A 23583-nucleotide genomic window follows, 5' to 3' on the forward strand; every position below is an offset into this window, starting at 1 on the left:
CGCTTGTCGATAACGATATAAGTTGGAATTACAGAACAGTTGGAGTTTGTTTAAGCAGATAAGGATAAAGGGGGAGACTCAGCCAGTGACGAACGAACGCCCTGTATTGCTTAAAAACAAAAATGCTGCGAGTGACAGGCACCTAAAGCCAGTCAATCTCACAGCATTTAAACACGCTAAAACAGCTTGATTATTCGCCTTCAAACTCACACAGAGTCACTAACTCTAGATCCATATCGTTTAAGCGCTGCTCGCCACCGAGCTCAGGCAACGAGATCACAAATGCCGCGTGGTTAACTTGGCCGCCAAGTCGACGGATCAACTTAACCGTGGCTTCGATGGTGCCACCAGTTGCCAACAGATCATCAATGACCAGTACTTTATCATCGGCGTTAATCGCATCGGTGTGGATTTCAAGCATGTCGTGACCATACTCAAGCTCATAGCTTTCTGAAATCGTTTCACGTGGCAATTTACCCGGCTTACGCACTGGCACAAAACCAACACCAAGCTCTAAGGCTAGGGGCGCACCAAAAAGAAAACCACGCGCTTCGGTGCCAACAACCTTGGTAAATCCTTGGCCTTGGTACTTCTCAAGAAGTAATTCTATTGTCGCTTGATACGCATTGTGATCTTCCATCAAACTAGTGACATCTCTAAACATGATGCCTGGCTTTGGGTAATCAGGAATTGTCTTAATACTTTGCTTTATCAAGGCTAACTTATCTGTATTCATTGCTACCATCTTTTTCAATTAAACCCACTTAAGGGATAAACTAACCATTTGGCCAGCTTTGACTAGAATTTTCGGCTAAAGCTTAAGCCCCTTTGAAGTGTGTTGCAACACTGAGTGTCACAAACCTTAACCTTGTTTAAAGCGCTGAGTCACAATTTTAGCGAGAGTTAAACAACCCAGAGTTGAACAAAAATGCGGTGCGCGGACAAAACCACTAATCATCAAGCTCGGGAATGCGACGTAAATAAAGCAGCAGACCTGTTAACATACAGGCCAACATCACCTTAACCCATATCAGCGGTACAATAGCAATACTGACGAGAAAGCTAACACTCGTGGCAATGTACGCTTTCTTCTTTAATCCCTTACGAATCGCTCTTTCTCTGTCCCAATCTTGCAGCGCATCGGCAAACCACGGATGAGTCATTAACCAATTGTGGAGCCTCTGGTTAGATCGCGCAAAACAAAACGCCGCCAGTAAAACAAAAGGAACCGTTGGTAGTAAGGGAACAGCAATACCAATTAAGCCTAGCAGCAGACTGCACAGCCCAACCACAAGATACATACCACGCTTTAGCGCCATTGATTCCTCACATAAAAAAACCACTCAAAAATGAGTGGTTAGTATACCTGAGTAACGCTTGGAGGCTATAGCAGTTGTAGATGCTTCAACCAAGATAGAGTCGCTGGAAGCGTTGGTAGTAACAGTACGAGAATAAATCCAACAAAATAAACAAGATTAAACGGGTCTTTAAACGGCTGACTCATGACTTCCTCACTCTAGGCATTAATTTTATTGATCTAGATCAATTTTCGGCGCCATTATAGAGAGATGAAGCAATGATAGAAAGCCCTAACTCGAACTATTTTTCAGCGATGACCCAAGATGATATTACGGCTAATCATATCACCAAGCATCTGCGTGCATCCGCTGACGAGAGTCTCCTTATCCATCTGCGTGTACAAGCCACACAACCACTTGATAATCTGATCAAACTCAAGATAGTCATGTTGCTCAATATAGGCCAATACTTGCGCCGCAAGTGGGTTAAGCTGTAAAAAACAGACCTCTTCTTCTGCATCCCGATAGATACAGAAAAAACTGGGCTGCTCACTTTGAGTCAAGGGTTGATATTCAGCGCTAATTCGCTGTACGTCAAAGTGATACTGAGCCACACGCGCACTGGCACGAAATGCCAATTTGGCACTACTCACTTGGGTGTCGTCAATGGGGTGGTGCAGCGGGTTTTCTTGCTCTGTCGCTACAACCAACTCTAACCACTCATAATGTGCAAGCTCTAACATAAACACAGGATCACGTTCGCTTACTGGGTACTCTTGCTGGAGGAACACCAAAAACTCTTGTGCAATTTCAATAAAGATCGGCGTTTGACAGTCGTGCGTAACAAAGAACTGCTGAACTAACTCCTCCCATTGTTTATCCTCATACAGCGAACACAACACCGGAAAAGCATTAGAGACAAACCCATTAATATTATTAAAAAACAGCTCTCGGTAAACCTGCATTCTACGTGCATCAGTTCCGCTGGGCAGGGGTTGACTCGGGTCTCGAATGTAATCGATAAATGATTGCTGGACATTAACAAACGTCATTTATGCACTCCGATTAATAGGCTGCTGCGCCGCTGTTTGATAATCATGAATTTTATTAATTTCCTGCAATAGCACTTGGGTTGGCGGGATATTAAAATCTCGCTCCAATAGGGTCGGAAAAACACCATGATGAGCATAGCAGGCTTGCAGCAACTGCCAAACGGGATCAATAACATCTGCACCATGGGTATCAACCATCAGATCGACCGCTTCTTCATAGTGGCCGGCAATATGCAGGTAGGCGATACGCTCTGTCGGCATCGCCTTTAAAAAGTCTAATGGATCGTATTGGTGATTAATCGAGTTGACGTAGATGTTGTTTACATCGAGCAGTAGCCGACAATCTGCTTCAGATAAAACCGCGTTAACGAACTCTAGTTCACTCATTTCACTACCTGGTGCGGCGTAAAATGAGACATTTTCCAAAATCAGTGGTCGCTCAAGGATCGCTTCAACTTGCTTAACGCGTGACGCCACATGGATAACGGCTTCTTGGGTAAACGGGATTGGCATTAAATCATATAAATGCCCTTTTCCTGAGCAGTAACTTAGGTGTTCTGAATAAACATCGATACCATGTAAGTCCATAAAGCCTTTGATCTGCTTTACAAAACTCACATCTAACGGTTCTGGGCTACCAATCGACAAAGAGAGCCCATGACAAAAAAATGTATTGCGCTCAGTTAACTGTCGAAACTGTCGTCCGTATTTGCCACCAAAGGTCATCCAATTCTCAGGCGCTACCTCGAAAAAATCAATAGCATTAGGTACCTGCTCGCAAAACTCGTCCAACATCTCGCGTCTTAGCCCTAATCCCACCTGTGCATTATTAGCCATAACGTGACAACCTCAACTCTCTAAAACAATTAGGCCAGCAATTAACTGGCCTAACTAAAGATTTAAACAACGTTTAACCGGAAGTGGTATTACTTATTACCACCACACTTGCCTTCTTTGGCTTTTTTATCACCACCACATTTGCCTTCGCCACACTTACCTTCTTTCATGGCTTTCTTTTCACCACCGCATTTACCTTCGCCACACTTACCTTCTTTCATGGCTTTCTTTTCAGCGCCGCATTTGCCTTCGCCGCACTTACCTTCTTTCATGGCTTTCTTCTCAGCACCGCATTTGCCTTCGCCGCACTTACCTTCTTTCATGGCCTTCTTCTCAGCGCCACATTTGCCTTCGCCGCACTTACCCTCTTTGGCTTTTTCGCCCTTCTTCATGTTTTCGCCACATTTACCTTCGCCACACTTTCCTTCACCGTCAACGATTTGGTAACCCGCTTGCATTTCGCTATAACCGAATGGATTCGCCTGTGCTTCAGCGGCAAAAGCACCACCAACAAAAACCGTACCTAACGCAACAGCCACTGCAGTATTTTTAACTAATTTCATAATCTCTTCCTTCCATAATCGATTTGTATGCAATTGGTTGCCAACACCACTATGTTGCTGGCTCGGGTAATATGACCCGCCCTACCAAGTTTTTATTTCAAAAAACTTATCAGACATCACATTTATGCTACACAAATGATAATAGTGCAACTTAGTTTATCTGTACAAAGCCATTGAATCGATAGTTTTTCCGCAGTAAAGGTCGATTATTTTGTAACGTGTATAGCGTTAGAGTAGAATGTGCGCCCTTTTGCGGCGTTCACTAACATAACTTCGCAACAAGTTGATGTGGCCTTTTCTTAATCTAGAGGCGCAGGCCTCAATTGTTTATTTAAGTGGGATAACAAGTTAATGCGCGTAATTTTAGCCCCAATGGAAGGCGTTGCCGATGCCCCGATGCGAGCTCTGTTAACCCGTGTAGGTGGGTATGACATGGTCGTTAGCGAATTTATTCGTGTCGTCGATCAACTACTACCAGAAAAAGTCTTTTACCGGTTATGTGCAGAGCTTAAACATCAATGCCACACCGAGGCAGGCACACCGGTTCGCTTGCAGCTACTCGGACAAAACCCAGATTGGATGGCAGAAAACGCGCTACGCGCAGTTGAATTAGGCTCCCGTGGCGTCGATTTAAATTATGGTTGTCCTGCCCCTATGGTTAATCGTAGTAACGGCGGCGCAGCACTGCTCAAAGAGCCAGAAACTATCTATCGCGTGACTAAAGCTGTACGCGATGCCGTCCCAGCCGGTAAACCCGTGTCCGCTAAAATACGCTTAGGCTGGGATGACAAAAGTCGGTGTATCGAAATCGCACAGGCAATTGAATCGGCTGGCGCAACCGAATTAACCGTACATGCTAGAACGAAAGAGGAAGCCTATCGGCCACCAGCCCATTGGGAGTATATCGCTAAGATTAAGCAAGCAGTCCGCTTACCTATTATCGCCAATGGTGAGGTGTGGAGCCGTGAAGACTACTTAAAATGCCAGCAAGTCAGTGGTTGTGATGACGTAATGCTTGGGCGGGGCGCGTTAACCGTGCCAAACTTGGCACATGTGGTCAAAGGCACCCAAACGCCCATGAGCTGGCAAGAAGTGAAAGCACTCCTGATCCAATACTCCGACTTTGAGATTGTCAACGAGAAAGAAAAATACTATCCAGCCCGCATTAAACAGTGGCTGCGCTTCATCGCGAGACATTACAGTGAGGGCGAAGCCTTATTTCTGCAAGTTCGCGTACTTAAACATACCCCAGATATATTGTCGCTGTTAAAAAACAGTTAACTTGCAGCCAGCATTGGGGTTTCACTGGTCTGATCTTATTGTTGCACACCAATTTTCCTAAAAATCACACCGAGTTTTGATCTCAGTCATAGCCAATTTGCGCCAGCGGCTTAGACTGAATATCCATCAACATAAACTAGGCATTGATTTGTGAGCAGATCCCATATCAGACATGAACTGTCGGAGCTTGAAGCTAATCTCAGGAAAGAGTTAGGTGCACTGCTAAGGTTGAACCATTTATCTATTGATTGTGAGTCGTTGTCACTGTCATCGTTAATAGATGAGTTAACCGCAGCCAAACTTTGCGATGAACCACTCTTTCTCAAACTTACCCAACTCGATGCCGCAATGTGCCAACTCGACATTGATCTCTATGGATTATGTTCTGACTGCGAGTCGGAAATTGAGCAGCAGAGAATTGACGCCAATCCCTTGGAGCAGCGCTGTGCACAATGCGCTGCCGATCATGAACACGAACACCGCCAAGAGTTGCGTTTGACTCATTAAACCTATGTGTCAGCTATCTGCTACAAATGGTATCTGACACAGTGCCCAACCTCTGCTGTCCATGAATTGTCACCACCGCTGGTAACTGATGTTGACTTAAGCGACCTGTCATCATAGTCCTGTTTATACACTGCACTCCATCAAATCTGTAGCCTCCATATTTAACCATTAACGATAATGGTTTAATTCGCCCATAAAAAAACCTCCAACTAAGGAGGTTTTTTATAGGCTAAGCCAGGCTTAGAACTTTTGATTTACACGTAAATAGAAAGTACGACCAAGTACATCATACAAGCCCGTGTTCACATCGCGATATGCGGCAAAGTTATAATAGGTAGGAGCTTGCTCATCAAACAGATTATTTACCCCAAGCGTAACGGTACCATTCCAATCATGAGTGTAACCCACTTGGAAGTTATGCTTGAAATAGCTTGGCGTATCGATGATGTAATCTTCGCCCTGCTCTCTCCAATATTCACCCGACTGGCTGCCAATATAGACCGTAGTCCACGCTGCGTTAAAATCATCAAAGTACCAGGCTGCAGAGAAGTTACCACGCCATTCTGGGTAGTCAACAACACCTGAGTAATCAATAGTTACCGACTCAGAGTCAGCCTGCTTTTTAAACTCCAGCACATGGCTCATATCGACCTTAAAGTTAAAGTCACCAAAGCCAGTTTCTAAGTTGTACGCGGTGGCAAAATCGAAACCTGATGTCTCAACCGTTGCAATATTAACCACACCACTTTCGATGTATTCGATCTTACCGTCAGCACCACGGGTCACAAACTGCGAACCACCATTAACCTTTTCATCACGAATCACATCTGATGCACTCACAGACTCAATCTTATTGTCATAAGTGATGGCATAATAAGACAGCTCAAGGCTCCATGCGTCGGTCACATTCCATACACCGCCTAGTGTTAAAGAGTTACCCTCTTCAGCTTCTAGATTAGGGTTACCGCCGTACCAAGTTTTGTGTTGATTTCCCGTTGCACAGTAGTTGGCATCTGAGTCGTTGTTCGCTTCACACCACACTGAATCATAAGCCTTCTCAAAGCTTAGTGATTGAGATGAGAACATCTCCCCCATGTTTGGTGCACGGAAAGAGTCACCATAACTGGCACGAAGGAGTAACGAATCAACTGGACGCCAGCTTAAACCAAACTTAGGCACAACGGCATCAAATGTCGATGATTTGGTCACGACCCCCTCAGGACCACTCAGGCTTCCCTCTTGCTCATACTTTTCATAGCGAACTGCCGCTGAAAACTCAAAGTTAGCAGGCAAACCCACTTGGAACTCTGTGTATACAGCTTGGCGCGTACGCTCAGCATCAACATCATCGCCACCTGAGCCACCAGAGATAATACCTGCTGCAGACTCAGGGTCGCTAGTTTGTTTAAAGTTGATCATTTCATACTCGATACCACCAACCATAGCAACAGTGAAATCTCCATTTTCAAGCACTAATGTACTGGCTAACGCATCAAACTGAGTGCTGTCGAATTTGCCTTGATATACGCCAGTATGAGCCGCAGCACCGTACAACTTAGCCATCTGTGCATCCCACTCGGCATAGCTCATTCCAGAAGTATTAAAGATGTCATACTCACCAGTATCGATTTCGCTCTGAATGATGTTGTCATTGATTAAGTTATAATTGAAAGAGTTAGTGGTTGACGCAGAATGCTGAGCATTGATCTCCCAGTCAATCCCATTACCGACTTCTGAGTAACCAACAAATCCACCTAAAATATCGTAGTTATTGGTCTCGGTTAATGTGTCGCGCTCGCCAATCTGTACCGAGCGCATATAAAGCGTCATATCTGCGCCAGTTGGGTTGTATTGGTTATCTGCGCCCATTACTGGATAGTTAGTTGACACAGGCGTGCCGGCATAACGCGTATTGGTTTCGCTCAACGATGCAGACCCACGACCACGGAACTGAATGTTATCAGTCACTTCATAGTTGAAATTGGTCATGAATGAGTTACGCGTCATGTCGCCAAATAACTTGGTGACAGCCCCGTAACTGTAGAAACAGCGACCGTTATTTTCACCGTCTGTACCATCGGAAACATTTTCTGTTTGATCGCACATATCAGAATTAGCGTAAAAGTCATAAATCGGCTTGCCATCTGCATCTAACTTGCCAGTGTTGTAGTAACCATTTGGCACTGAGCTGAACGAACTGTAATCGCCATAAGAGGGATCATCCATATTCCATATATCACGGTCCATCACAGATTTAGTGTCATAGTACTCATAGGTAAATGTGACATTGCCTTTATCTGAATTGAAGCCCGCAGCGATAGAGAATCGGTTGGCATCTCCGCCGTCGATATCGGGTTGCTCAGTGCTAAAATCAAGCTGGAAACCATCAAACTCTTTCTTGGTAATAATGTTAATTACACCTGCAACAGCATCAGAACCATAAACCGCAGAGGCGCCATCACGTAAGATTTCGATTCGCTCTACTATTGCCAATGGAATTTGCGAAGTATCGGCAACCGCACCTGAGCTAGAACTTGTGCCAGGCATACGACGGCCATCTAGCAGGACAAGCGTTGCTTGTGCACCAAGACCGCGCATATTAATACTGGCAGTAGAGCTAGCACCAGATCCATAACCTGACATGCCACGCCAAGAACCAAAACTGTTAATGGCTGAGTTGTTAAGCACATCTGCAACGGTTTTCTCACCCGTTAAGGCTATATCTGCTGCGCTGAGCACAGTTACAGGTGAGGAAGTTTCCATATCCACCTGTTTAATGCGTGAACCAGTTACTTCGATGCGTTCTACTTTTTCACTTTGCTCTTCAGCAAATACTGTTCCTGAAAAAGCCATACTCGATGTCGTTAAGGCAAATATGCCTACGCGAACCGCTTTCGCTGTTAAGGTCAAAGAGTTCATATGTTTCCCTCATATACGAGTAATTAACAAAAATTTCTCGCTTAATAATATTTATTGTTTTGTTTTTAAATAAGAAGTTAATCCTTCGGTATAGATATTGTTAAAAAACAAAAAACATGTCAACGAATAGTGCACAAAAACAACCTAAATGAAACCAATTGATACACATGAAATAACAAAAAATTATTACAAATAATAAGGAGCCCAAAAAAGCCATAAAAAACAACGACCTAAAAAGCAAAGGTGATAAGCAAGAGAACGAGCAAAGTAAATACATTACATTAAAGTCAGTGGATACAAATAAATACACATGTATGATTACTGTTTTAATTATTAATAAAAGATCAATAATAAACACTAAACACAACAAGTATCGAAACATTGTAAACGCTCGGCAAATTTTAGAAGCTCTAAAAATCCACCCTAGTTAATAAAATGTTACTGAGTGAAGGGTGATATAATTATCCAGCTATTTTAATATTAAATAAATATTGTTATTTACAACTAGTATGTCATTAAATAAATGGAACGTTGGCGGGGTTCAGCAAGATATTAGAAATCTAAAACAGCAACATTGCGTACCAACTAAATAGATGACGGCCACGAGTCAAAACGAGCAGCGTACTAAGGATATTATGAGCATCAATGTATTCAAAGAAAGACTTGAGTGCTCTCATCACCAATACCCAGCAACAAGGCTAAATCAAGCCGATTGAATTAACATCAGCTTAGTCTAATCGGCAGACTTGACATTGTCGCGACTCAATTGACACAAAAAAACGATTGTGGCAGGAAAGATTAACTCAGTAGCACCTTAGCGAAATAGATCGCGCATGTCCCTTCATGAGCGGAATAATAGCTGATGCGTAACTCCTCTTCGGTCACTATAACTCCGGCATAGCTGGTATCGCCACCAGACGGTAAGGTCAAACACTCAATCAACTCCCCTTTACTAGATAAAACCTCAACAATTGATGTTCTTACACGCTCATCATATAGCCGTACCACGGCAAAGTGTCGCCCTTGCCATATAAAATTGACTGGACCACCGATACGTTTATCTAACACGCGCCAATGCCAGGAAGTATAGGGAGGATTGGCTTCACCAAGCAGCGCTCGCTCATCGGTTTGCCAGAGGGGATCTCGTCTAAGAAGACACCACGCCTTGCCTTCATAATCAAATACCAACCCTGACTCATTCACATAGCCACTTTGATTTAATCGTGGTTTCAGCTGAGTGTATTGCAGCCCATCATCACTACGATATAAAGCGACATAACCATGAAGCTCGTTAGGGTGGTAAGCAACGCCATACAAACAATCTTTATGCTCAGTGACGCGCCACAGCCATTCATCTTTACCTGCTAACTCTTGCCCTGATGACCAATCTTTACCATCCTTTGATTGCCAATAGTAAGATTGCAGATTTTGCTCACTCTTATTGTGAAGCGTGGCACCGCCAAAAAGATAAAGTTGTTGCTGAAACACGACTAACTTTCCATCACGAAGATCGGTCTCAGCAGAAGTGATTAGCGCTGAACTATGCCATGTCACACCATCGTCACAAGATTTGAGAATACGCAGCGCACCATCAGGAGAGACATGGGCGCGACCTTCTCGAAATACGCAGTAAAGCGCACCATTAAACGCCGCTAAGCCAGTAAAGGCATTATGTTAACCTTGGTCGCAAACCTTTGTTACTAATATGATTTCCATTGGTATACTCCGCTTGAAGGCTATAGAGAGTTATAGCATTGCAGCACAATTGTGGGTACAAAAAAGGCCGCCTAAGCGACCTCTTTGGGATACTGTAACTCGGTTAGCTACGTTGACGTGGTGTTTTGCCTGCAGCGCTCTTATGTTTGCGCACAGCCCGCCGAATTTTGGCACTTTTGACTTTAGCACGAGCAACACTGTGCTTGTCCGTTCCCATTAGGGTACGTGTTTCCTCTTCCATGCCGGCCAATTTCCTTAGGTAATTAACCTGCTCAATTGGCAACTCAATCCAACCACCACGCGGCAAGGTTTTTGGCAACTCGATCATACCGTAACGAATACGGATCAGACGGCTCACCTGTACCTCTTGCGATTCCCATAAGCGACGAACTTCACGATTACGGCCTTCGGCTAGTGATACATGCCACCACTTGTTCATGCCCTCACCACCAGCTGGTTTTACTTTATCAAAGTGAGCTGGACCATCTTCAAGGGTTACACCTGTGCGTAAACGCTGAATGCAAGCGTCATTGACTTCACCAAATGTACGCACAGCGTACTCGCGCTCCACTTCATGTGAAGGGTGCATTAGTCGGTTGGCCAATTCACCATCAGAGGTAAACAATAACAAACCAGAGGTGTTGATATCCAAACGGCCGACCGCGACCCAGCGTGAATCACGCGTGCGTGGTAATCTATCAAAGACCGTAGGACGTCCTTCAGGATCTTTGCGGCTGCAAATTTCACCTTCTGGCTTATGGTAGGCTATCACACGGCATACCAGATCCTCTTCAGACTTTACCGAAACCGCGCGACCATCGATACGCACCTTGGCGTCAGCCTCAATACGATCACCTAGCTTAGCAATTTCACCGTCAATACTAACTCGACCTGCAGCAATCCATGCCTCCATCTCACGACGGGAGCCATGGCCTGCTCGGGCCAAGACTTTCTGCAATTTTTCACTCATTAGTAGACTCTTCTATAGTGTTGGGCACGGTTTCATCGTCGGGCACGCTTACCTCAGCGCTCACCCCACCAGAAAACAGTGCCGCTAGTGACTCAGTATCAGATAGAACGGGAAGATCCGCTATCGTATCTAAGCCAAAATAGGCTAAAAATTCATTTGTAGTCGCATATAACGCGGGCCTTCCCGGCACCTCTTTATGGCCTACAATTTTAATCCAATGTCTATCGGATAAACTCTTTATAATGTGGCTACCGACTGCCACACCACGGACAAACTCTATATCTCCTCGTGTCACTGGCTGACGATAAGCTATCACTGCCAATGTTTCGAGTGTCGCCCTAGAGTAACGAGGCGCTTTTTCTTGCCACAAAGTTTGCAAATAGGGACTCAAGGTTTCAATCGTCTGAAAACGATAACCACCCGCCACCTTAGCCAGTTCAATGCCACGGCCTTGATAATCTTGCTGTAACTCCTCTAGCGCTGCTTTAACCTTAACGCGAGACACGTTAAAGTTTGCCAACACACTCTCAGTTAAATGCTTAATTGACACCGTTTTCGCCATGACGAATAAGCTGGCTTCAATCAATTGTTTTAACTGATCAGGATTAATTTGCAGTTTCTTACCGTTTGACAATCAATACGCCCTAACATGAATCGTTGATAATGGCTCAGCTTGAATTAAGTCAACCAATAGCTCTTTGACTAACTCCATTAGCGCTAAGAAGCTCACCACCACACCAGCTCGCCCCTCTTTGACATCGAATAGCTGCTCAAAAGGCAGATAATCCTTGCCTTCAAGCATAGCTAAAATCTGTGCCATACGTTCCCGGGTTGACAGGTTTTCACGTCTAACATGATGATGCTCAGTCGCTTCAACACGTTTTAACACCGATGCAAATGCGCTGGCGATATCAAACAAGGATACCGACGGCGGCACGACAACAGGTTTAATATCCGCCGCTGGCAGCGCTTTAGCTTGAAATATATCTCGCTCTAAACGCGGTAACTCATCTAAGCGCTGTTGGGCGTCTTTAATGACTTCATACGCTTTTAATTGGCGAATAAGTTGCGCCCGAGGATCTTCTTCATCCTCATCGCCCACATCAGGCTTTGGCAATAATAACCGCGACTTTATCTCTGCTAAGGTAGCGGCCATGACCAAATAGTCGGCAGCAAGTTCCACTCTGGCACCTTGCAGTAACTCAATATACTCAAGGTACTGATCCGTCACCGGAGAGATGGCTAAATCCACCACATCCAGCTTTTGTTTCCGGATTAAATATAGCAAGAGATCGAGCGGTCCTTCGAAGGACTCAAGAAACACCTCTAATGCTTCTGGCGGGATAAACAGATCAGCAGGCAGATGTTTAACCACCTCGCCTCGAACGACTGCTAGCGGTAAACTTTGTTGAGTTCCAAGCATCCGCGCTCCCAATACCCTTTATTTTTCAAAAGGAAACAGACCAACTACAGCGTTTAACCTCTTGATTGCTTTACGCCAAACGCGCGATTATACCCGCTAAGCGTCGCAATAGACAGGGGTTTAAAGAAACTGACTGACATCCCCTGCGCCTTCACGCAAAATATCGATATCCCCTTCGGATAAATCAATCACGGTCGTCGGCTTTTCGCCTAAATAACCACCATGGATAATCACATCCACTTGATGCTCAAGAATGTCACGAATGTGCTCAGGATCGGACTCGGTAAACTCCTCGCCTGGCAATATCAAACTGGTCGACATAAGCGGGGCATCTAGCGCTTCAAGCAGCGCCAAAGCAATGACATTATCAGGCACTCGAATACCAATGGTCTTTTTCTTAGGGTTCTGTAACCGTTTAGGCACCTCTTTACTTGCTTTAAAAATAAAGGTGAATGGCCCCGGTGTGTTGTGCTTTAACACGCGATAAGCTTGATTATCAACCTTTGCATAAGCGGCTAGTTCAGATTGATCGCGCACCATCAGTGAGAAATTGTGGTCATTATCTATCTGACGAATACGGGCTATACGCGTCATGGCATCTTTTTCGCCTAACAAGCAACCTAAGGCATAACCGGAATCGGTTGGGTAAACCACCACTCCGCCCTGCTTAATCACATTCACCGCCTGATTAATCAGTCGTGCCTGTGGATTTTCTTCATGTACATAAAAAAACTGACTCATTTAGATTCCATCCAATTATCCATTTACCATACCCAATCAACACCTTGGGGCTGGAACATATTTTTACCTAACTCAATCCAACTGCCAGGAAAATGAAAATCACTACCTAGTGATGCATGCAGTTGATTGAGTTTACTTAATGCGATTAAATTATTTCTATCTTCAATGGTTTGCTGACCAAGCACCACTTCCATCGCATCGCCCCCAGCCGCTTTAAACTCTCTAACCAAGCGTTTGAGCCATTTCCCAGACAGCTTGTAACCACTAGGGTGTGCTAATACCGCGCAGCCACCAGCCTGATGAATAAATGCAATGGCTGTTGCCATGTCGGACCAATTATTCGGCACATATCCCGTTTTTCCACGCGCGAGATACTTCTTAAATACCGATGCGGCATTAACGGCATAACCATTATCCGCTAACCAGCGCGCATAATGCCCACGACTCAGCGCAGCCCCACAGGCTAACGCCTTAGCTCCTTCGTAAGCGCCTTCTATACCCGCCTTTTCTAGGCGCATCCCAATCTCTTTGGCCCGGGCTTCACGCAACAGGCGTTGCTCGGTCAAAAACTCAGCTAACGGTTCATTGTCAGTATCAATATTCAGTGCAACGATATGAATATCAAAGTTATTCCACCGAGTTGATATTTCTGTACCATTGATTAAGGTTAACGGCTCACTTTGGTTATTATTAAACTGATGGGCCTCAGTTAAACCTGCGGTTGTATCGTGATCAGTGATAGCCAACACTTGTACACCTTTCTCAATGGCGCGAGCAACAAGCTCTGAAGGTGACAACTGTCCGTCTGAAGCGGTCGTGTGGCTGTGAAGATCAATTAAAAGCGTTTCATTTATCATCCCACTATTCTACTAGAGTTTGTTATTAGAAACATCTAATTGGGTTAAATAGTGCGACAATCCCCTTGATGAGATGTCGCTTAGACCAAATAAGCACTAAATAGAAAAATATTCAATTGACATCACCGCCACGTGGATGTTTTTATATAGCCATTAAACAACATTACCTTTTACATAAATGAGAGACGCTTCGATGACATTTCAGTTCAATAACATCAATTGGTGGTGGCACTTCCCAAACTAGCGGGTGGTGTGAAGAACTGTGCTCATGTAAAAGAGACAAGATTCAACAAAAAGCCCGCACTTGATGCGGGCTTTTTTGTAAAAAAAAATCATAATCAGCCCGTTATTGCGATACCAGACGTTTAAAGCGAGAGACAAGATGACAATAGCTAAAGTAACAACGGTTAGGGAACGGATCGACTATCCGAATGATCCGCTCAGCTTATATCAGCAGCTTACCCACGATGCGCCGCACACTATGCTGCTCGAATCGGCTGAGATTGAAAGCAAAGATAATATTCGCAGCATCATCTTAACCCACGCAGCACTGGCTATCCGATGCAAAGGTTATCAGTTAACCTTTACCGCACTGACTGAAAATGGCCAAAACTTGCTCGCACCAATTGAACGCTATTTCCCCGATGCTGACGCCGTGGTTGAAGACAACACGCTAACCTTAACCTTGACGAAAGCGTCTCAACAACTCGATGAAGATGCTCGGCTTAAATCGGTGTCGCCACTCGATGGTTTACGCGCCATAGTTAAGGGCATCGATTGTGGTGAATCACCACAATTTGAAGATCTATTCCTAGGTGGTGTACTGGCATATGATTTAATTGACACGGTAGAGCCTCTGCCGCAAGTACCAGAGGGTAATAACAGTTGCCCTGATTACCTTTTCTATCTGGCTGAAACCTTGGTCACAGTCGATAGACAGGCCGAAACAGCGCAAGTGATCACGCATCTATTTAATACAGAACAACACCAAGATAATGACTATGCATGCTGCCTTAGCGATCGTATTGCAACGATTGCAGCACAAGTCGCGGAACTTAGATCGGCTCCAGCACTGGTTACTGTTGATGCTGACGCCAAAGTTAACGTCTCTGATGCGGAATTTGTCCAACACGTCGAGGCGCTAAAATCTCATGTGGTAGCAGGAGATATCTTTCAAGTTGTCCCCTCACGTAGTTTTAGCCTCCCTTGCCCCAATACCTTAGGCGCATACCGAGCGCTGCGTTTAACCAACCCCAGCCCTTATATGTTCTACTTTCGAGGCGATGATTTTACCGTGTTTGGTGCCTCACCAGAAAGCGCACTCAAATATGAAACCTCGACCAATCAGGTTGAGATTTACCCAATCGCTGGCACCCGAGCGCGAGGAAAAACCCTTGATGGCAGTATTGACACCGATCTAGACAGCCGGATTGAGCTTGAACTTCGGCTAGATAAGAAAGAGCTATCTGAACATTTGATGTTGGTCGACCTTGCGCGTAATGATGTCGCTCGCATTAGTCAAAGTGGCACCCGTAAAATTCCTGAGTTACTTAAAGTCGATAGATACTCACATGTGATGCATTTGGTCAGTCGCGTCACAGGACAATTGCGCCAAGATTTAGATGCACTACATGCTTATCAAGCATGTATGAATATGGGCACCCTGACTGGTGCTCCAAAAGTGAGTGCCGCACAGCTCATTCGTGGCGTAGAGAAAACACGCCGCGGTAGTTACGGAGGCGCCGCAGGTTATCTTAATGGTCTAGGTGATATGGACACCTGCATTGTCATCCGCTCCGCCTTTGTAAAAGATGGCACCGCACACATTCAAGCAGGGGCTGGTGTGGTCTATGATTCAGACCCACAGGCCGAGGCTGATGAAACCCGTCAAAAAGCACAAGCCGTTATAACAGCAATTAAGATGGGAGGTGGCGTATGAAGCTTTACCTATTGGATAATTTCGATTCATTTACCTACAACCTAGTTGACCAATTTAGAAGCTTAGGCTTCGAGGTGGTGATCTACCGTAATGATGTCGATGCCCAGTTTATCGCTGATAAACTCCTCAATGAAGCTGGTAAAGCCGCATTAGTATTGTCACCAGGCCCTGGTGCTCCCCACGAGGCTGGATGTCTGATGACATTAATCAGTTTGGTTGCGGGAAAAGTGCCAATGCTTGGGATCTGCTTAGGACATCAAGCCATGGTTGAACATTTCGGTGGCAAAGTTGAGCGCGCTCAGCAAGTGGTACATGGCAAAGCGAGCCCAACCTTTCACAATGGCCAAGAGATATTTGCTAACTTGCCCTCGCCGCTTCCCGTCGCACGGTACCACAGCCTAGTGGCGACCCAAGTCCCTGAGTGTTTAGAGGTCATTGCGACAACAGAAGAGATGCCGATGGCGATCTCTCACAAAACCTATAAAGCCGTGGGCTTTCAATTTCATCCTGAATCGATTCTAACCACGCTAGGCAGTCAGTTATTGACGCAAACCCTCAGCTATTTAACCAGCCCGGCAGTGGGAGAGGAAAAATGAGCCAACTACAATCAATCTTAGATAAACTTTATGCTGGACAGAGTGCTAGCCGCGAAGAAGCCAACACCTTAGTCAGTCAGATCATTAGCGGTGAAATGAACCAAGTCACTATGGCAGGTATGCTAGTCGCAATGAAAATGCGCGGTGAAACCATTGATGAAATATCAGGGGCAGCCGATGCACTGCGCGCCGCCGCAAAACCTTTCCCACGTCCAAGCAAAGCCACTAAAGCGCAAGGTATTGTTGACATTGTCGGCACTGGCGGTGATGGCCACAACACCATCAATATTTCAACGACAGCAGCATTTGTTGCCGCGGCTGCTGGCGCTAAGGTCGCCAAGCATGGAAATCGCAGCGTCTCAAGTAAATCGGGGTCTTCCGACTTGTTGGCACAATTTGGCATCGATTTAACAATGGCCCCAGACACCGCCCGAGACTGCCTAGACAATCTGGGCTTATGTTTTCTATTCGCGCCCCATTATCATGGTGGCGTGCGACATGCGGTGCCGGTGCGCCAAGCGTTGAAAACCCGCACACTGTTTAATCTTTTAGGGCCGTTAATCAATCCCGCACACCCAGATTTTATGGTGCTAGGTGTATACAGTCAGGAGCTGGTCGACCCGGTTGCTCATGCATTGAAAGCCCTAGGTATAAAGCGTGCAATGGTGGTACACGGCGCAGGGCTCGATGAAGTAGCTATTCATGGCGACACCTTTGTCTGTGAGCTGCATAATGGTGAGATAAGCCAATACACCCTTACACCTGCTGAGTTAGGATTACCACAAGCTAGCCTTCCTGAGTTGGAAGGGGGCACTCCAGAAGAAAATGCCGCGTTGACTAAGGCCATTTTACAAGGTTGCGGCCAAGCAGCGCACACCAATGCGGTTGCCGCCAATGCAGGTTGCGCATTGTACATCGCCGGTATCTGTAACAGCCCTGCAGCTGGCACAGCACTCGCGTTAGATACCCTAGCCAGTGGCAAAGCCTTTACCTTACTTGAGCAGCTTGCCGACGCAAGCGCCGTTAAATAGAGAATTGGGAGTGATTGTGAGCAGTTCAACTATGACCCAAACAGCACCAAAGCAAAGCAATGTATTGACCAAGATTGTTGATACCAAGGCTGAGCATATCGCTGCATTAAAAATCCGTTTCCCCGAGGCATCACTGCAACCCAAAATATCAGACAGAAGCCTGTTCGAGGCTCTGAAAGCGCCCAATGCTGGGTTTATCTTTGAGTGTAAAAAAGCCAGCCCTTCGAAAGGCTTGATTCGCCCAGATTTCGATGTTGAAGCGATTGCCGACGTTTATCTGCATTACGCGGCGGGCATATCGGTATTGACCGATGAAGCCTTCTTCCAAGGTGATATGGATTATATCCCCAAAGTCAGAGCCCGAGTGACACAACCCATTCTGTGTAAAGATTTTTTTGTCGACACATATCAAGTCAAACTCGCGGCGCATCAAGGTGCCGATGCCATTTTGCTGATGTTATCGGTATTAGATGATGAGCAGTACCAAGCCTTAGCGGCCGAAGCCCAAAAGTACCAACTCGATATGCTGACAGAAGTCAGTAACGAAGAGGAGTTACAGCGTGCTATCGCTTTAGATGCTGCAATCATCGGCATCAATAATCGTAACTTGCGCGATCTATCGACCGATTTAGCCACCACAGAAGCCTTGGCACCACATATACCCGCAGATCGCGTGGTGATCAGTGAATCAGGGATCTATAACCAAGCACAAGTGCGTCGCCTCAGCCCATTAGTAGATGGTTTTTTGGTGGGTAGCTCGTTAATGGCAGAAGATGATTTAGATTTAGCCTGTCGTACCTTGACCTTAGGTCACAACAAAGTCTGTGGGATGACCCGTAGCGAGGATTTGCAAGCAATCGCAGAGGCGGGGGCAATTTACGCAGGACTTATTTTTGCAAAAAAATCGCCACGCTACGTAACGCCAGAGCAAGCGCTAGCGCTGACAACCGCACAACGTGCCAGCGCTAAATCGCTTAGCTTTGTTGGAGTATTTGTCAATGAAGCCCCCAAAGTGATCAGTGATATCGCCTCATTATTAGATCTATTCGCCGTACAGTTACACGGCAACGAATCAGAATATGAAATAAACCAAGTACGAGAAGCATTAAAAGAGGCGGGCTCACAAGCAAAAATTTGGAAAGCGGTTGCCGTTAATGTTGATGCAGCAGATACTGAGCTCACGTTAGTCACCAATGCCGACCGTCTCCTTTTTGACAGCAAGACCCAGCAAGCCGGCGGCGTGCAGTTTGGCGGTACCGGCCAAGTATTTAACTGGCAACTGTCACTCCCCAACAAAACTGAATCCATGCTTGCAGGCGGTTTAACCGCTAAAAATGCCGCTGAGGCCAGTAAACAAGGGTTCTTTGGTCTGGATTTTAACTCAGGCGTTGAACATGAGCCGGGGGTAAAAGATCATCAACAAATTGCTGCAGCATTTAGCGCACTTAGAGCCTACTAAGTGACGATGACACCAAATTGAATTTTAATTTAAGGAACTACCAATGACTAAGCTTGATCCCTACTTTGGTGAATATGGTGGCATGTACGTGCCGCAGATATTGATGCCAGCGCTAAAACAACTTGAAGCAGCTTTTGTCGATGCCCAGCAAGACGAGGCGTTTCTGGCAGAGTTTAGCGACCTACTGAAGAACTATGCTGGCCGCCCAACAGCGTTGACACTCACCCGTAACTTAAGCCCGAACCCTTTGGTTAAGATCTACCTTAAACGTGAAGATCTGTTGCACGGTGGCGCCCATAAGACCAACCAAGTGCTCGGCCAAGCGTTACTCGCTAAGCGCATGGGTAAAAAAGAGATCATAGCTGAAACCGGAGCTGGGCAACACGGTGTAGCCACGGCCCTAGCCTGTGCATTGCTCGATTTAAAGTGCAAAGTTTATATGGGCGCTAAAGACGTTGAACGTCAATCGCCAAACGTGTTCAGAATGAAACTGATGGGCGCCGAAGTCATTCCGGTAACCTCTGGTTCATCGACACTAAAAGATGCTTGTAATGAAGCGATGCGCGACTGGTCTGGCAGCTACGATAAAGCGCATTACCTACTTGGCACCGCTGCAGGGCCACACCCTTTTCCAACCATAGTGCGTGAGTTTCAGCGCATGATTGGCGAAGAGACAAAACAACAGATACTTGCACGTGAAGGTCGCCTGCCAGACGCGGTTATCGCCTGTGTTGGCGGCGGTTCAAACGCCATAGGTATGTTTGCCGACTTTATTGACGAAGCCAGTGTCAAACTTATTGGTGTCGAGCCCGCTGGGTTAGGTATTGATACCCCGATGCATGGCGCACCGCTTAAGCATGGCAAAACCGGTATATTTTTCGGCATGAAAGCCCCCTTGATGCAAGACAAAGAGGGACAGATTGAAGAGTCTTACTCCATCTCGGCAGGCCTTGACTTTCCCTCTGTCGGCCCACAACATGCTCACCTTGCAGCCACCGGCCGCGCCACTTATGAATCGGCAACCGATGATGAAGCGCTCGAAGCTTTCCAGTTATTAGCCCGTAGCGAAGGGATTATTCCAGCCCTAGAATCCGCCCACGCGCTAGCTTATGCCATCAAGCTTGCCAAAGCAGCCACAGAAGAGACCTTATTGGTGGTCAATCTCTCTGGTCGCGGTGATAAAGATATCTTTACCGTGGCGGACATATTAGAAAATAAGAACAAGGAGAGCGGTAATGAGTAACCGTTATCAAGTAGCATTTAGCGCATTAAAAGCGAAAGGCCAAGGCGCTTTTGTGCCTTTTGTCACGCTTGGCGACCCCAGCCCTGAGTTATCGCTAAAGATCATCGATACCTTAGTTGAAAACGGTGCCGATGCGCTAGAGCTAGGGTTCCCCTTTTCAGATCCGCTTGCCGATGGTCCCGTGATCCAAGGGGCAAACTTACGTGCACTAGACGCAGGGACCACGCCGAGTCATTGCTTTGAGATGCTTAGCAGTATCCGTGCTAAATACCCCGATCTTCCTGTCGGGCTGCTGCTTTACGCCAACTTAGTCTTTGCCAACGGTATCGATGCCTTTTATGCCAAAGCCAAGGCTGCAGGGGTCGATTCAGTACTCATTGCTGATGTGCCAGTGGAAGAAGCGGCGCCTTTTATCGACTCAGCCAAAGCACACGGTATTGCGCCAATCTTTATCGCCCCGCCTAATGCTAACCGTGAAACCTTGCAGTTAGTCAGTGAGAAAGGTGAAGGCTACACCTATCTTCTGTCGCGTGCAGGTGTCACGGGGACAGAGTCGAAAGCAGGCAGGCCAATTGATGAGATTTTAACCCGCTTGAAAGAGTTCAACGGTGCACCACCACTATTGGGTTTTGGTATCGCAGAGCCAGCGCAAGTGAAGGCCGCGATCGACGCGGGCGCAGCAGGAGCCATTTCAGGATCGGCTGTGGTTAAGATAATTGAAGCCAATCGTGATAACGAAGCCGCACTCCTTAGTGCGCTGGGAGAATTTACCCGCAATATGAAAGCCGCCACTTAGGCTAATATCGCCACTTTGAGTGCCATAAAAAAACGCCTGATTAACTATCAGGCGTTTTTATTATCTAGTACCCATTAGCATAATGACTATTCAGTTTCTTGCTTCGCTGTATCGAGCATAGCCTTATGGTCTATCTCAAACGGTGGCATTGCTTTGCCATCATTTTTCAAATAGTGATCCATCCAGCGCATTAAACGAAGATTGTAATCGTATTGCGCAGCTGCTTTACGGTTACCATGTCCTTCACCAGGGTAATAAACTAAGCGCACGTCCTTACCCTGCACCTTCATATAACGATAAAGCTCCATCGATTGAGCAGGATGTACACGAGGATCATCCTTACCATGCATGATCAGCAATGGGGTTTCAGATTGGCCCGCCCAATAAATTGGGCTGCGCTCTAAATACCACTGCCACTTATCCCAAGGATAAGAGCGTGCATGCACTAAGTGCATCTCATTCGAGATATCCGTCGTACCAAATTTAGACAGCTGATTGGTCACACCAACAAACATCACGCTCGCAGCAAAATGTTTTGTCAGCTTAGTCGCCGCCCATGCTGAAGCATAGCCGCCGTATGAACCACCCGTGATACCTACTTTTTTACTGTCCACTAGCCCCATATTAACAAGGTGATCTTTAAACTCGACCAGATCGTCGAACTCCTTGCCAGCATAATCATTTTGTCCAAGCTTAGAATAGTCAACGCCTTTACCCGTACTACCACGGTAATTAGGGTAAAAAACCGCATAACCTTGACTCGCCGCTAATTGACCTGGACGAGAGTAGTTAGTCAACCAACCATCTTTATCATGGCTCTCTGGGCCGCCATGGACCGACATGATCAACGGGTAGCGCTCCCCCTTTTTGTAGTCGAGGGGATAGATCAACACACCACCAATCTCAACGCCATCTTTCGCCTTGAAGGTGATAGATTCCTGTTTAGCGAAACGCTTATCGTCTAGCCATGGGTTGGAGTTACTTAGACGGTTTGCCTTATGCTTGGCACCTCGAAGGAAATACACTTCATTCGGATGTTTAGCAGTGTTAGCACGCAGGGCAATACTCTTATCTGAATCAGAGATACTAAGCTGTGAAGCGATAAATTTACCCGGTTTAACAACCTCTTTGAACTTGCTGCTACCCGGTTTAATCAATCCAATCACTGAATCCGTATCGATATTACTAATGAAATAAAGCTCATTGCTGCGCTTTTTCCACTCTATATCGCTCACGTGGCCTAAATGATTAGGTAACCATTCTTTGATCTTACCGCTTTGGCTGTCAGCAAGGTAAAGTCGACCAGTCGCGGGATCGTGCTTATCTTGTGCGCCTAAAATGGCGACATATTTCCCATCATGGGAAAACTCAGCAGCGCCAAGCTTACCTTCAGTCATAAATGAGGTCACAACCTGCTGCTTGTCCACATTAACAATATGCCACTGCGACTTCATGTACTGATCGTCAATCAACGCTGAAGGTTGGGTTTTAACAAGCAGTTGCTCATCATTTGCCGACCACTGTACCGCTGAAACATAATCCTCAATCGCCCAAGCAACAGGTGTAAGCGGCTTGTCATTGACAGTCAAATCGACGACAAACAGCTGTTTGTTAGTCAGTCCCTGCTCATAAACCTCGGCCATAAAACCAAGCTCTTTTAGCTCCTTAACACTTTTGTCTTTAGCAGGTTTTGCAATCAGCGCAATTTGTTTACCATCATGACTGAGTGCATAGCTGGCGATATCGGTCTCTTTTAATTCGAAGGTTTTCTGTGCCTGCCCCCCATTAAAAGGGATCTGATATAACGCTGTATGTTTGTCATCACCCATCTTTGCGAGGAAATACACCAAGGTGCCATCCATTGACCAATGAATATTTTTAATGGTCACTTCGCCTGTAACATAGGGGCGTTCAATACCTTTGTCGTCAACGATATACAGCTCAGCCCAATGTAAGCCATTCTTCTCTTTATAGAGTTCACGAGGCACATAGCGAGTAAAAGCGACATTGTCTCCTGATGGGCTTACCTGAGCTTGCGCCACCTGTTGCAACCCAATCAGTTCCTCGGCCGTGAGTAGATCTCCAGCCGCTGCATTAAGACTGAGTACACCAAACGACAAGGCGATGGCATGCTTTACAGCTTGTAACGGTCTTTTCATATTTGCTTTAGACTCCAATCTGTTAGTTATCTTGTTATTGTTATCTTGATCTGGGCAACATTATAGGTTCATTGGATACAAAACTAAAACAGTGCCTAACAATTTATTGGCATTAAGTCATGGTGCAGGTAGTATTGGGCTCGCGGTAAGCGTCAAAAAGCTTATATTGTATCCTTCTAACAAGTTGCCAGCCGCG

Annotated in this window: 21 protein-coding genes and 1 other annotated feature; of the genes, 8 read left to right on the plus strand and 13 right to left on the minus strand. The window is 45.9% G+C overall.

Annotated features, from left to right (window positions below):
• Nucleotides 1-190: 190 nt before the first annotated feature.
• From apt to L876_RS0101100, 5 genes are all read right to left on the minus strand, one after another.
• Nucleotides 191-745, minus strand: a complete 555-nt coding sequence (gene apt, locus L876_RS0101080; RefSeq protein ID WP_037427701.1) for an adenine phosphoribosyltransferase — start codon at nucleotides 743-745, stop codon at nucleotides 191-193.
• A gap of 205 nt (nucleotides 746-950) precedes the next feature.
• Entirely contained in the window at nucleotides 951-1319 is a 369-nt protein-coding gene (locus tag L876_RS0101085) for a YbaN family protein (RefSeq protein WP_028762087.1), read from the minus strand.
• Between the two features lie 287 nt (nucleotides 1320-1606).
• Nucleotides 1607-2350, minus strand: a complete 744-nt coding sequence (locus tag L876_RS0101090) for an HvfC family RiPP maturation protein (RefSeq protein WP_028762088.1) — start codon at nucleotides 2348-2350, stop codon at nucleotides 1607-1609.
• Nucleotides 2351-3187 carry an HvfB family MNIO-type RiPP peptide maturase gene (locus tag L876_RS0101095; protein ID WP_028762089.1) on the minus strand — a complete coding sequence of 279 codons (837 nt, stop codon included), beginning with the start codon at nucleotides 3185-3187 and terminating at the stop codon, nucleotides 2351-2353.
• Between the two features lie 89 nt (nucleotides 3188-3276).
• Nucleotides 3277-3750, minus strand: coding sequence for an HvfA family oxazolone/thioamide-modified RiPP metallophore (locus L876_RS0101100; RefSeq protein WP_028762090.1), 474 nt, complete (start codon nucleotides 3748-3750; stop codon nucleotides 3277-3279).
• Nucleotides 3751-4101: 351 nt separating this feature from the next.
• Here L876_RS0101100 and dusC point away from each other — a divergent pair, with 351 nt between their 5' ends.
• Nucleotides 4102-5031, plus strand: coding sequence for a tRNA dihydrouridine(16) synthase DusC (gene dusC / locus L876_RS0101105; protein ID WP_028762091.1), 930 nt, complete (start codon nucleotides 4102-4104; stop codon nucleotides 5029-5031).
• 150 nt (nucleotides 5032-5181) lie between these two features.
• Nucleotides 5182-5538, plus strand: coding sequence for a TraR/DksA C4-type zinc finger protein (locus L876_RS0101110; protein ID WP_028762092.1), 357 nt, complete (start codon nucleotides 5182-5184; stop codon nucleotides 5536-5538).
• Between the two features lie 240 nt (nucleotides 5539-5778).
• On the opposite strand, the gene L876_RS0101115 is transcribed toward L876_RS0101110, so the two are convergent.
• From L876_RS0101115 to rnm, 7 genes are all read right to left on the minus strand, one after another.
• The gene (locus L876_RS0101115) at nucleotides 5779-8457 is read right to left on the minus strand and encodes a TonB-dependent receptor (protein ID WP_028762093.1); all 2679 of its coding nucleotides are present in this window, start codon (nucleotides 8455-8457) and stop codon (nucleotides 5779-5781) included.
• 798 nt (nucleotides 8458-9255) lie between these two features.
• Nucleotides 9256-10011 (minus strand): exo-alpha-sialidase, encoded by a 756-nt coding sequence (locus L876_RS20845; protein WP_248674431.1) that lies wholly within the window; start codon nucleotides 10009-10011, stop codon nucleotides 9256-9258.
• 265 nt (nucleotides 10012-10276) lie between these two features.
• Nucleotides 10277-11143: a 23S rRNA pseudouridine(2605) synthase RluB gene (gene rluB / locus L876_RS0101125; protein ID WP_028762094.1), complete on the minus strand. Its 867-nt coding sequence runs from the start codon at nucleotides 11141-11143 to the stop codon at nucleotides 10277-10279.
• On the minus strand, nucleotides 11136-11759 hold the full coding sequence (gene scpB, locus L876_RS0101130) for an SMC-Scp complex subunit ScpB (RefSeq protein ID WP_028762095.1): 624 nt from the start codon (nucleotides 11757-11759) through the stop codon (nucleotides 11136-11138). Before scpB ends, rluB begins: the two co-directional genes overlap by 8 nt.
• Nucleotides 11760-11777: 18 nt before the next feature.
• Nucleotides 11778-12566 (minus strand): segregation and condensation protein A, encoded by a 789-nt coding sequence (locus tag L876_RS0101135; RefSeq protein ID WP_028762096.1) that lies wholly within the window; start codon nucleotides 12564-12566, stop codon nucleotides 11778-11780.
• 120 nt (nucleotides 12567-12686) lie between these two features.
• Nucleotides 12687-13307, minus strand: coding sequence for an L-threonylcarbamoyladenylate synthase (locus tag L876_RS0101140; RefSeq protein ID WP_028762097.1), 621 nt, complete (start codon nucleotides 13305-13307; stop codon nucleotides 12687-12689).
• A 23-nt stretch (nucleotides 13308-13330) separates the two neighbouring features.
• Nucleotides 13331-14164, minus strand: coding sequence for an RNase RNM (gene rnm, locus L876_RS0101145; RefSeq protein WP_028762098.1), 834 nt, complete (start codon nucleotides 14162-14164; stop codon nucleotides 13331-13333).
• A 214-nt stretch (nucleotides 14165-14378) separates the two neighbouring features.
• Nucleotides 14379-14487, plus strand: a sequence feature (Trp leader region).
• A gap of 59 nt (nucleotides 14488-14546) precedes the next feature.
• On the opposite strand from rnm, the gene L876_RS0101150 reads away from it, so the two are divergent.
• The 6 genes from L876_RS0101150 to trpA are packed head-to-tail and all read left to right on the plus strand — an operon-like array spanning nucleotide 14547 to nucleotide 21228.
• Nucleotides 14547-16103, plus strand: a complete 1557-nt coding sequence (locus L876_RS0101150; protein ID WP_028762099.1) for an anthranilate synthase component 1 — start codon at nucleotides 14547-14549, stop codon at nucleotides 16101-16103.
• Nucleotides 16100-16699, plus strand: a complete 600-nt coding sequence (locus L876_RS0101155) for an aminodeoxychorismate/anthranilate synthase component II (RefSeq protein ID WP_028762100.1) — start codon at nucleotides 16100-16102, stop codon at nucleotides 16697-16699. Before L876_RS0101150 ends, L876_RS0101155 begins: the two co-directional genes overlap by 4 nt.
• A complete protein-coding gene (gene trpD, locus L876_RS0101160) occupies nucleotides 16696-17730 on the plus strand; it encodes an anthranilate phosphoribosyltransferase (RefSeq protein WP_028762101.1) in 1035 nt (344 codons plus the stop codon). Before L876_RS0101155 ends, trpD begins: the two co-directional genes overlap by 4 nt.
• A 31-nt stretch (nucleotides 17731-17761) precedes the next feature.
• Nucleotides 17762-19189, plus strand: coding sequence for a bifunctional indole-3-glycerol-phosphate synthase TrpC/phosphoribosylanthranilate isomerase TrpF (gene trpCF / locus L876_RS0101165; RefSeq protein WP_037427776.1), 1428 nt, complete (start codon nucleotides 17762-17764; stop codon nucleotides 19187-19189).
• Nucleotides 19190-19232: 43 nt separating this feature from the next.
• Nucleotides 19233-20432: a tryptophan synthase subunit beta gene (gene trpB, locus L876_RS0101170; protein ID WP_028762103.1), complete on the plus strand. Its 1200-nt coding sequence runs from the start codon at nucleotides 19233-19235 to the stop codon at nucleotides 20430-20432.
• On the plus strand, nucleotides 20425-21228 hold the full coding sequence (gene trpA, locus L876_RS0101175) for a tryptophan synthase subunit alpha (RefSeq protein WP_028762104.1): 804 nt from the start codon (nucleotides 20425-20427) through the stop codon (nucleotides 21226-21228). Before trpB ends, trpA begins: the two co-directional genes overlap by 8 nt.
• Nucleotides 21229-21314: 86 nt before the next feature.
• On the opposite strand, the gene L876_RS0101180 is transcribed toward trpA, so the two are convergent.
• Nucleotides 21315-23387 carry a S9 family peptidase gene (locus L876_RS0101180; protein ID WP_028762105.1) on the minus strand — a complete coding sequence of 691 codons (2073 nt, stop codon included), beginning with the start codon at nucleotides 23385-23387 and terminating at the stop codon, nucleotides 21315-21317.
• Between the last annotated feature and the right edge of the window lie 196 nt (nucleotides 23388-23583).

Origin of the sequence: Shewanella colwelliana ATCC 39565, from assembly GCF_000518705.1 — a bacterium.
Classification (GTDB): domain Bacteria; phylum Pseudomonadota; class Gammaproteobacteria; order Enterobacterales; family Shewanellaceae; genus Shewanella; species Shewanella colwelliana.

Coding starts and splice junctions, on each gene's coding strand:
- trpA (WP_028762104.1), top strand. CDS start 20,425: ATGAGTAACCGTTATCAAGTAGCATTTAGCGCATTAAAAGCGAAAGGC.
- L876_RS0101100 (WP_028762090.1), bottom strand. CDS start 3,750: ATGAAATTAGTTAAAAATACTGCAGTGGCTGTTGCGTTAGGTACGGTT.
- L876_RS0101090 (WP_028762088.1), bottom strand. CDS start 2,350: ATGACGTTTGTTAATGTCCAGCAATCATTTATCGATTACATTCGAGAC.
- L876_RS0101180 (WP_028762105.1), bottom strand. CDS start 23,387: ATGAAAAGACCGTTACAAGCTGTAAAGCATGCCATCGCCTTGTCGTTT.
- L876_RS0101150 (WP_028762099.1), top strand. CDS start 14,547: ATGACAATAGCTAAAGTAACAACGGTTAGGGAACGGATCGACTATCCG.
- trpD (WP_028762101.1), top strand. CDS start 16,696: ATGAGCCAACTACAATCAATCTTAGATAAACTTTATGCTGGACAGAGT.
- L876_RS0101085 (WP_028762087.1), bottom strand. CDS start 1,319: ATGGCGCTAAAGCGTGGTATGTATCTTGTGGTTGGGCTGTGCAGTCTG.
- L876_RS0101155 (WP_028762100.1), top strand. CDS start 16,100: ATGAAGCTTTACCTATTGGATAATTTCGATTCATTTACCTACAACCTA.
- rnm (WP_028762098.1), bottom strand. CDS start 14,164: ATGATAAATGAAACGCTTTTAATTGATCTTCACAGCCACACGACCGCT.
- trpCF (WP_037427776.1), top strand. CDS start 17,762: ATGACCCAAACAGCACCAAAGCAAAGCAATGTATTGACCAAGATTGTT.
- apt (WP_037427701.1), bottom strand. CDS start 745: ATGGTAGCAATGAATACAGATAAGTTAGCCTTGATAAAGCAAAGTATT.
- rluB (WP_028762094.1), bottom strand. CDS start 11,143: ATGAGTGAAAAATTGCAGAAAGTCTTGGCCCGAGCAGGCCATGGCTCC.
- L876_RS0101095 (WP_028762089.1), bottom strand. CDS start 3,187: ATGGCTAATAATGCACAGGTGGGATTAGGGCTAAGACGCGAGATGTTG.
- trpB (WP_028762103.1), top strand. CDS start 19,233: ATGACTAAGCTTGATCCCTACTTTGGTGAATATGGTGGCATGTACGTG.
- L876_RS0101115 (WP_028762093.1), bottom strand. CDS start 8,457: ATGAACTCTTTGACCTTAACAGCGAAAGCGGTTCGCGTAGGCATATTT.
- L876_RS0101135 (WP_028762096.1), bottom strand. CDS start 12,566: ATGCTTGGAACTCAACAAAGTTTACCGCTAGCAGTCGTTCGAGGCGAG.
- dusC (WP_028762091.1), top strand. CDS start 4,102: ATGCGCGTAATTTTAGCCCCAATGGAAGGCGTTGCCGATGCCCCGATG.
- L876_RS0101140 (WP_028762097.1), bottom strand. CDS start 13,307: ATGAGTCAGTTTTTTTATGTACATGAAGAAAATCCACAGGCACGACTG.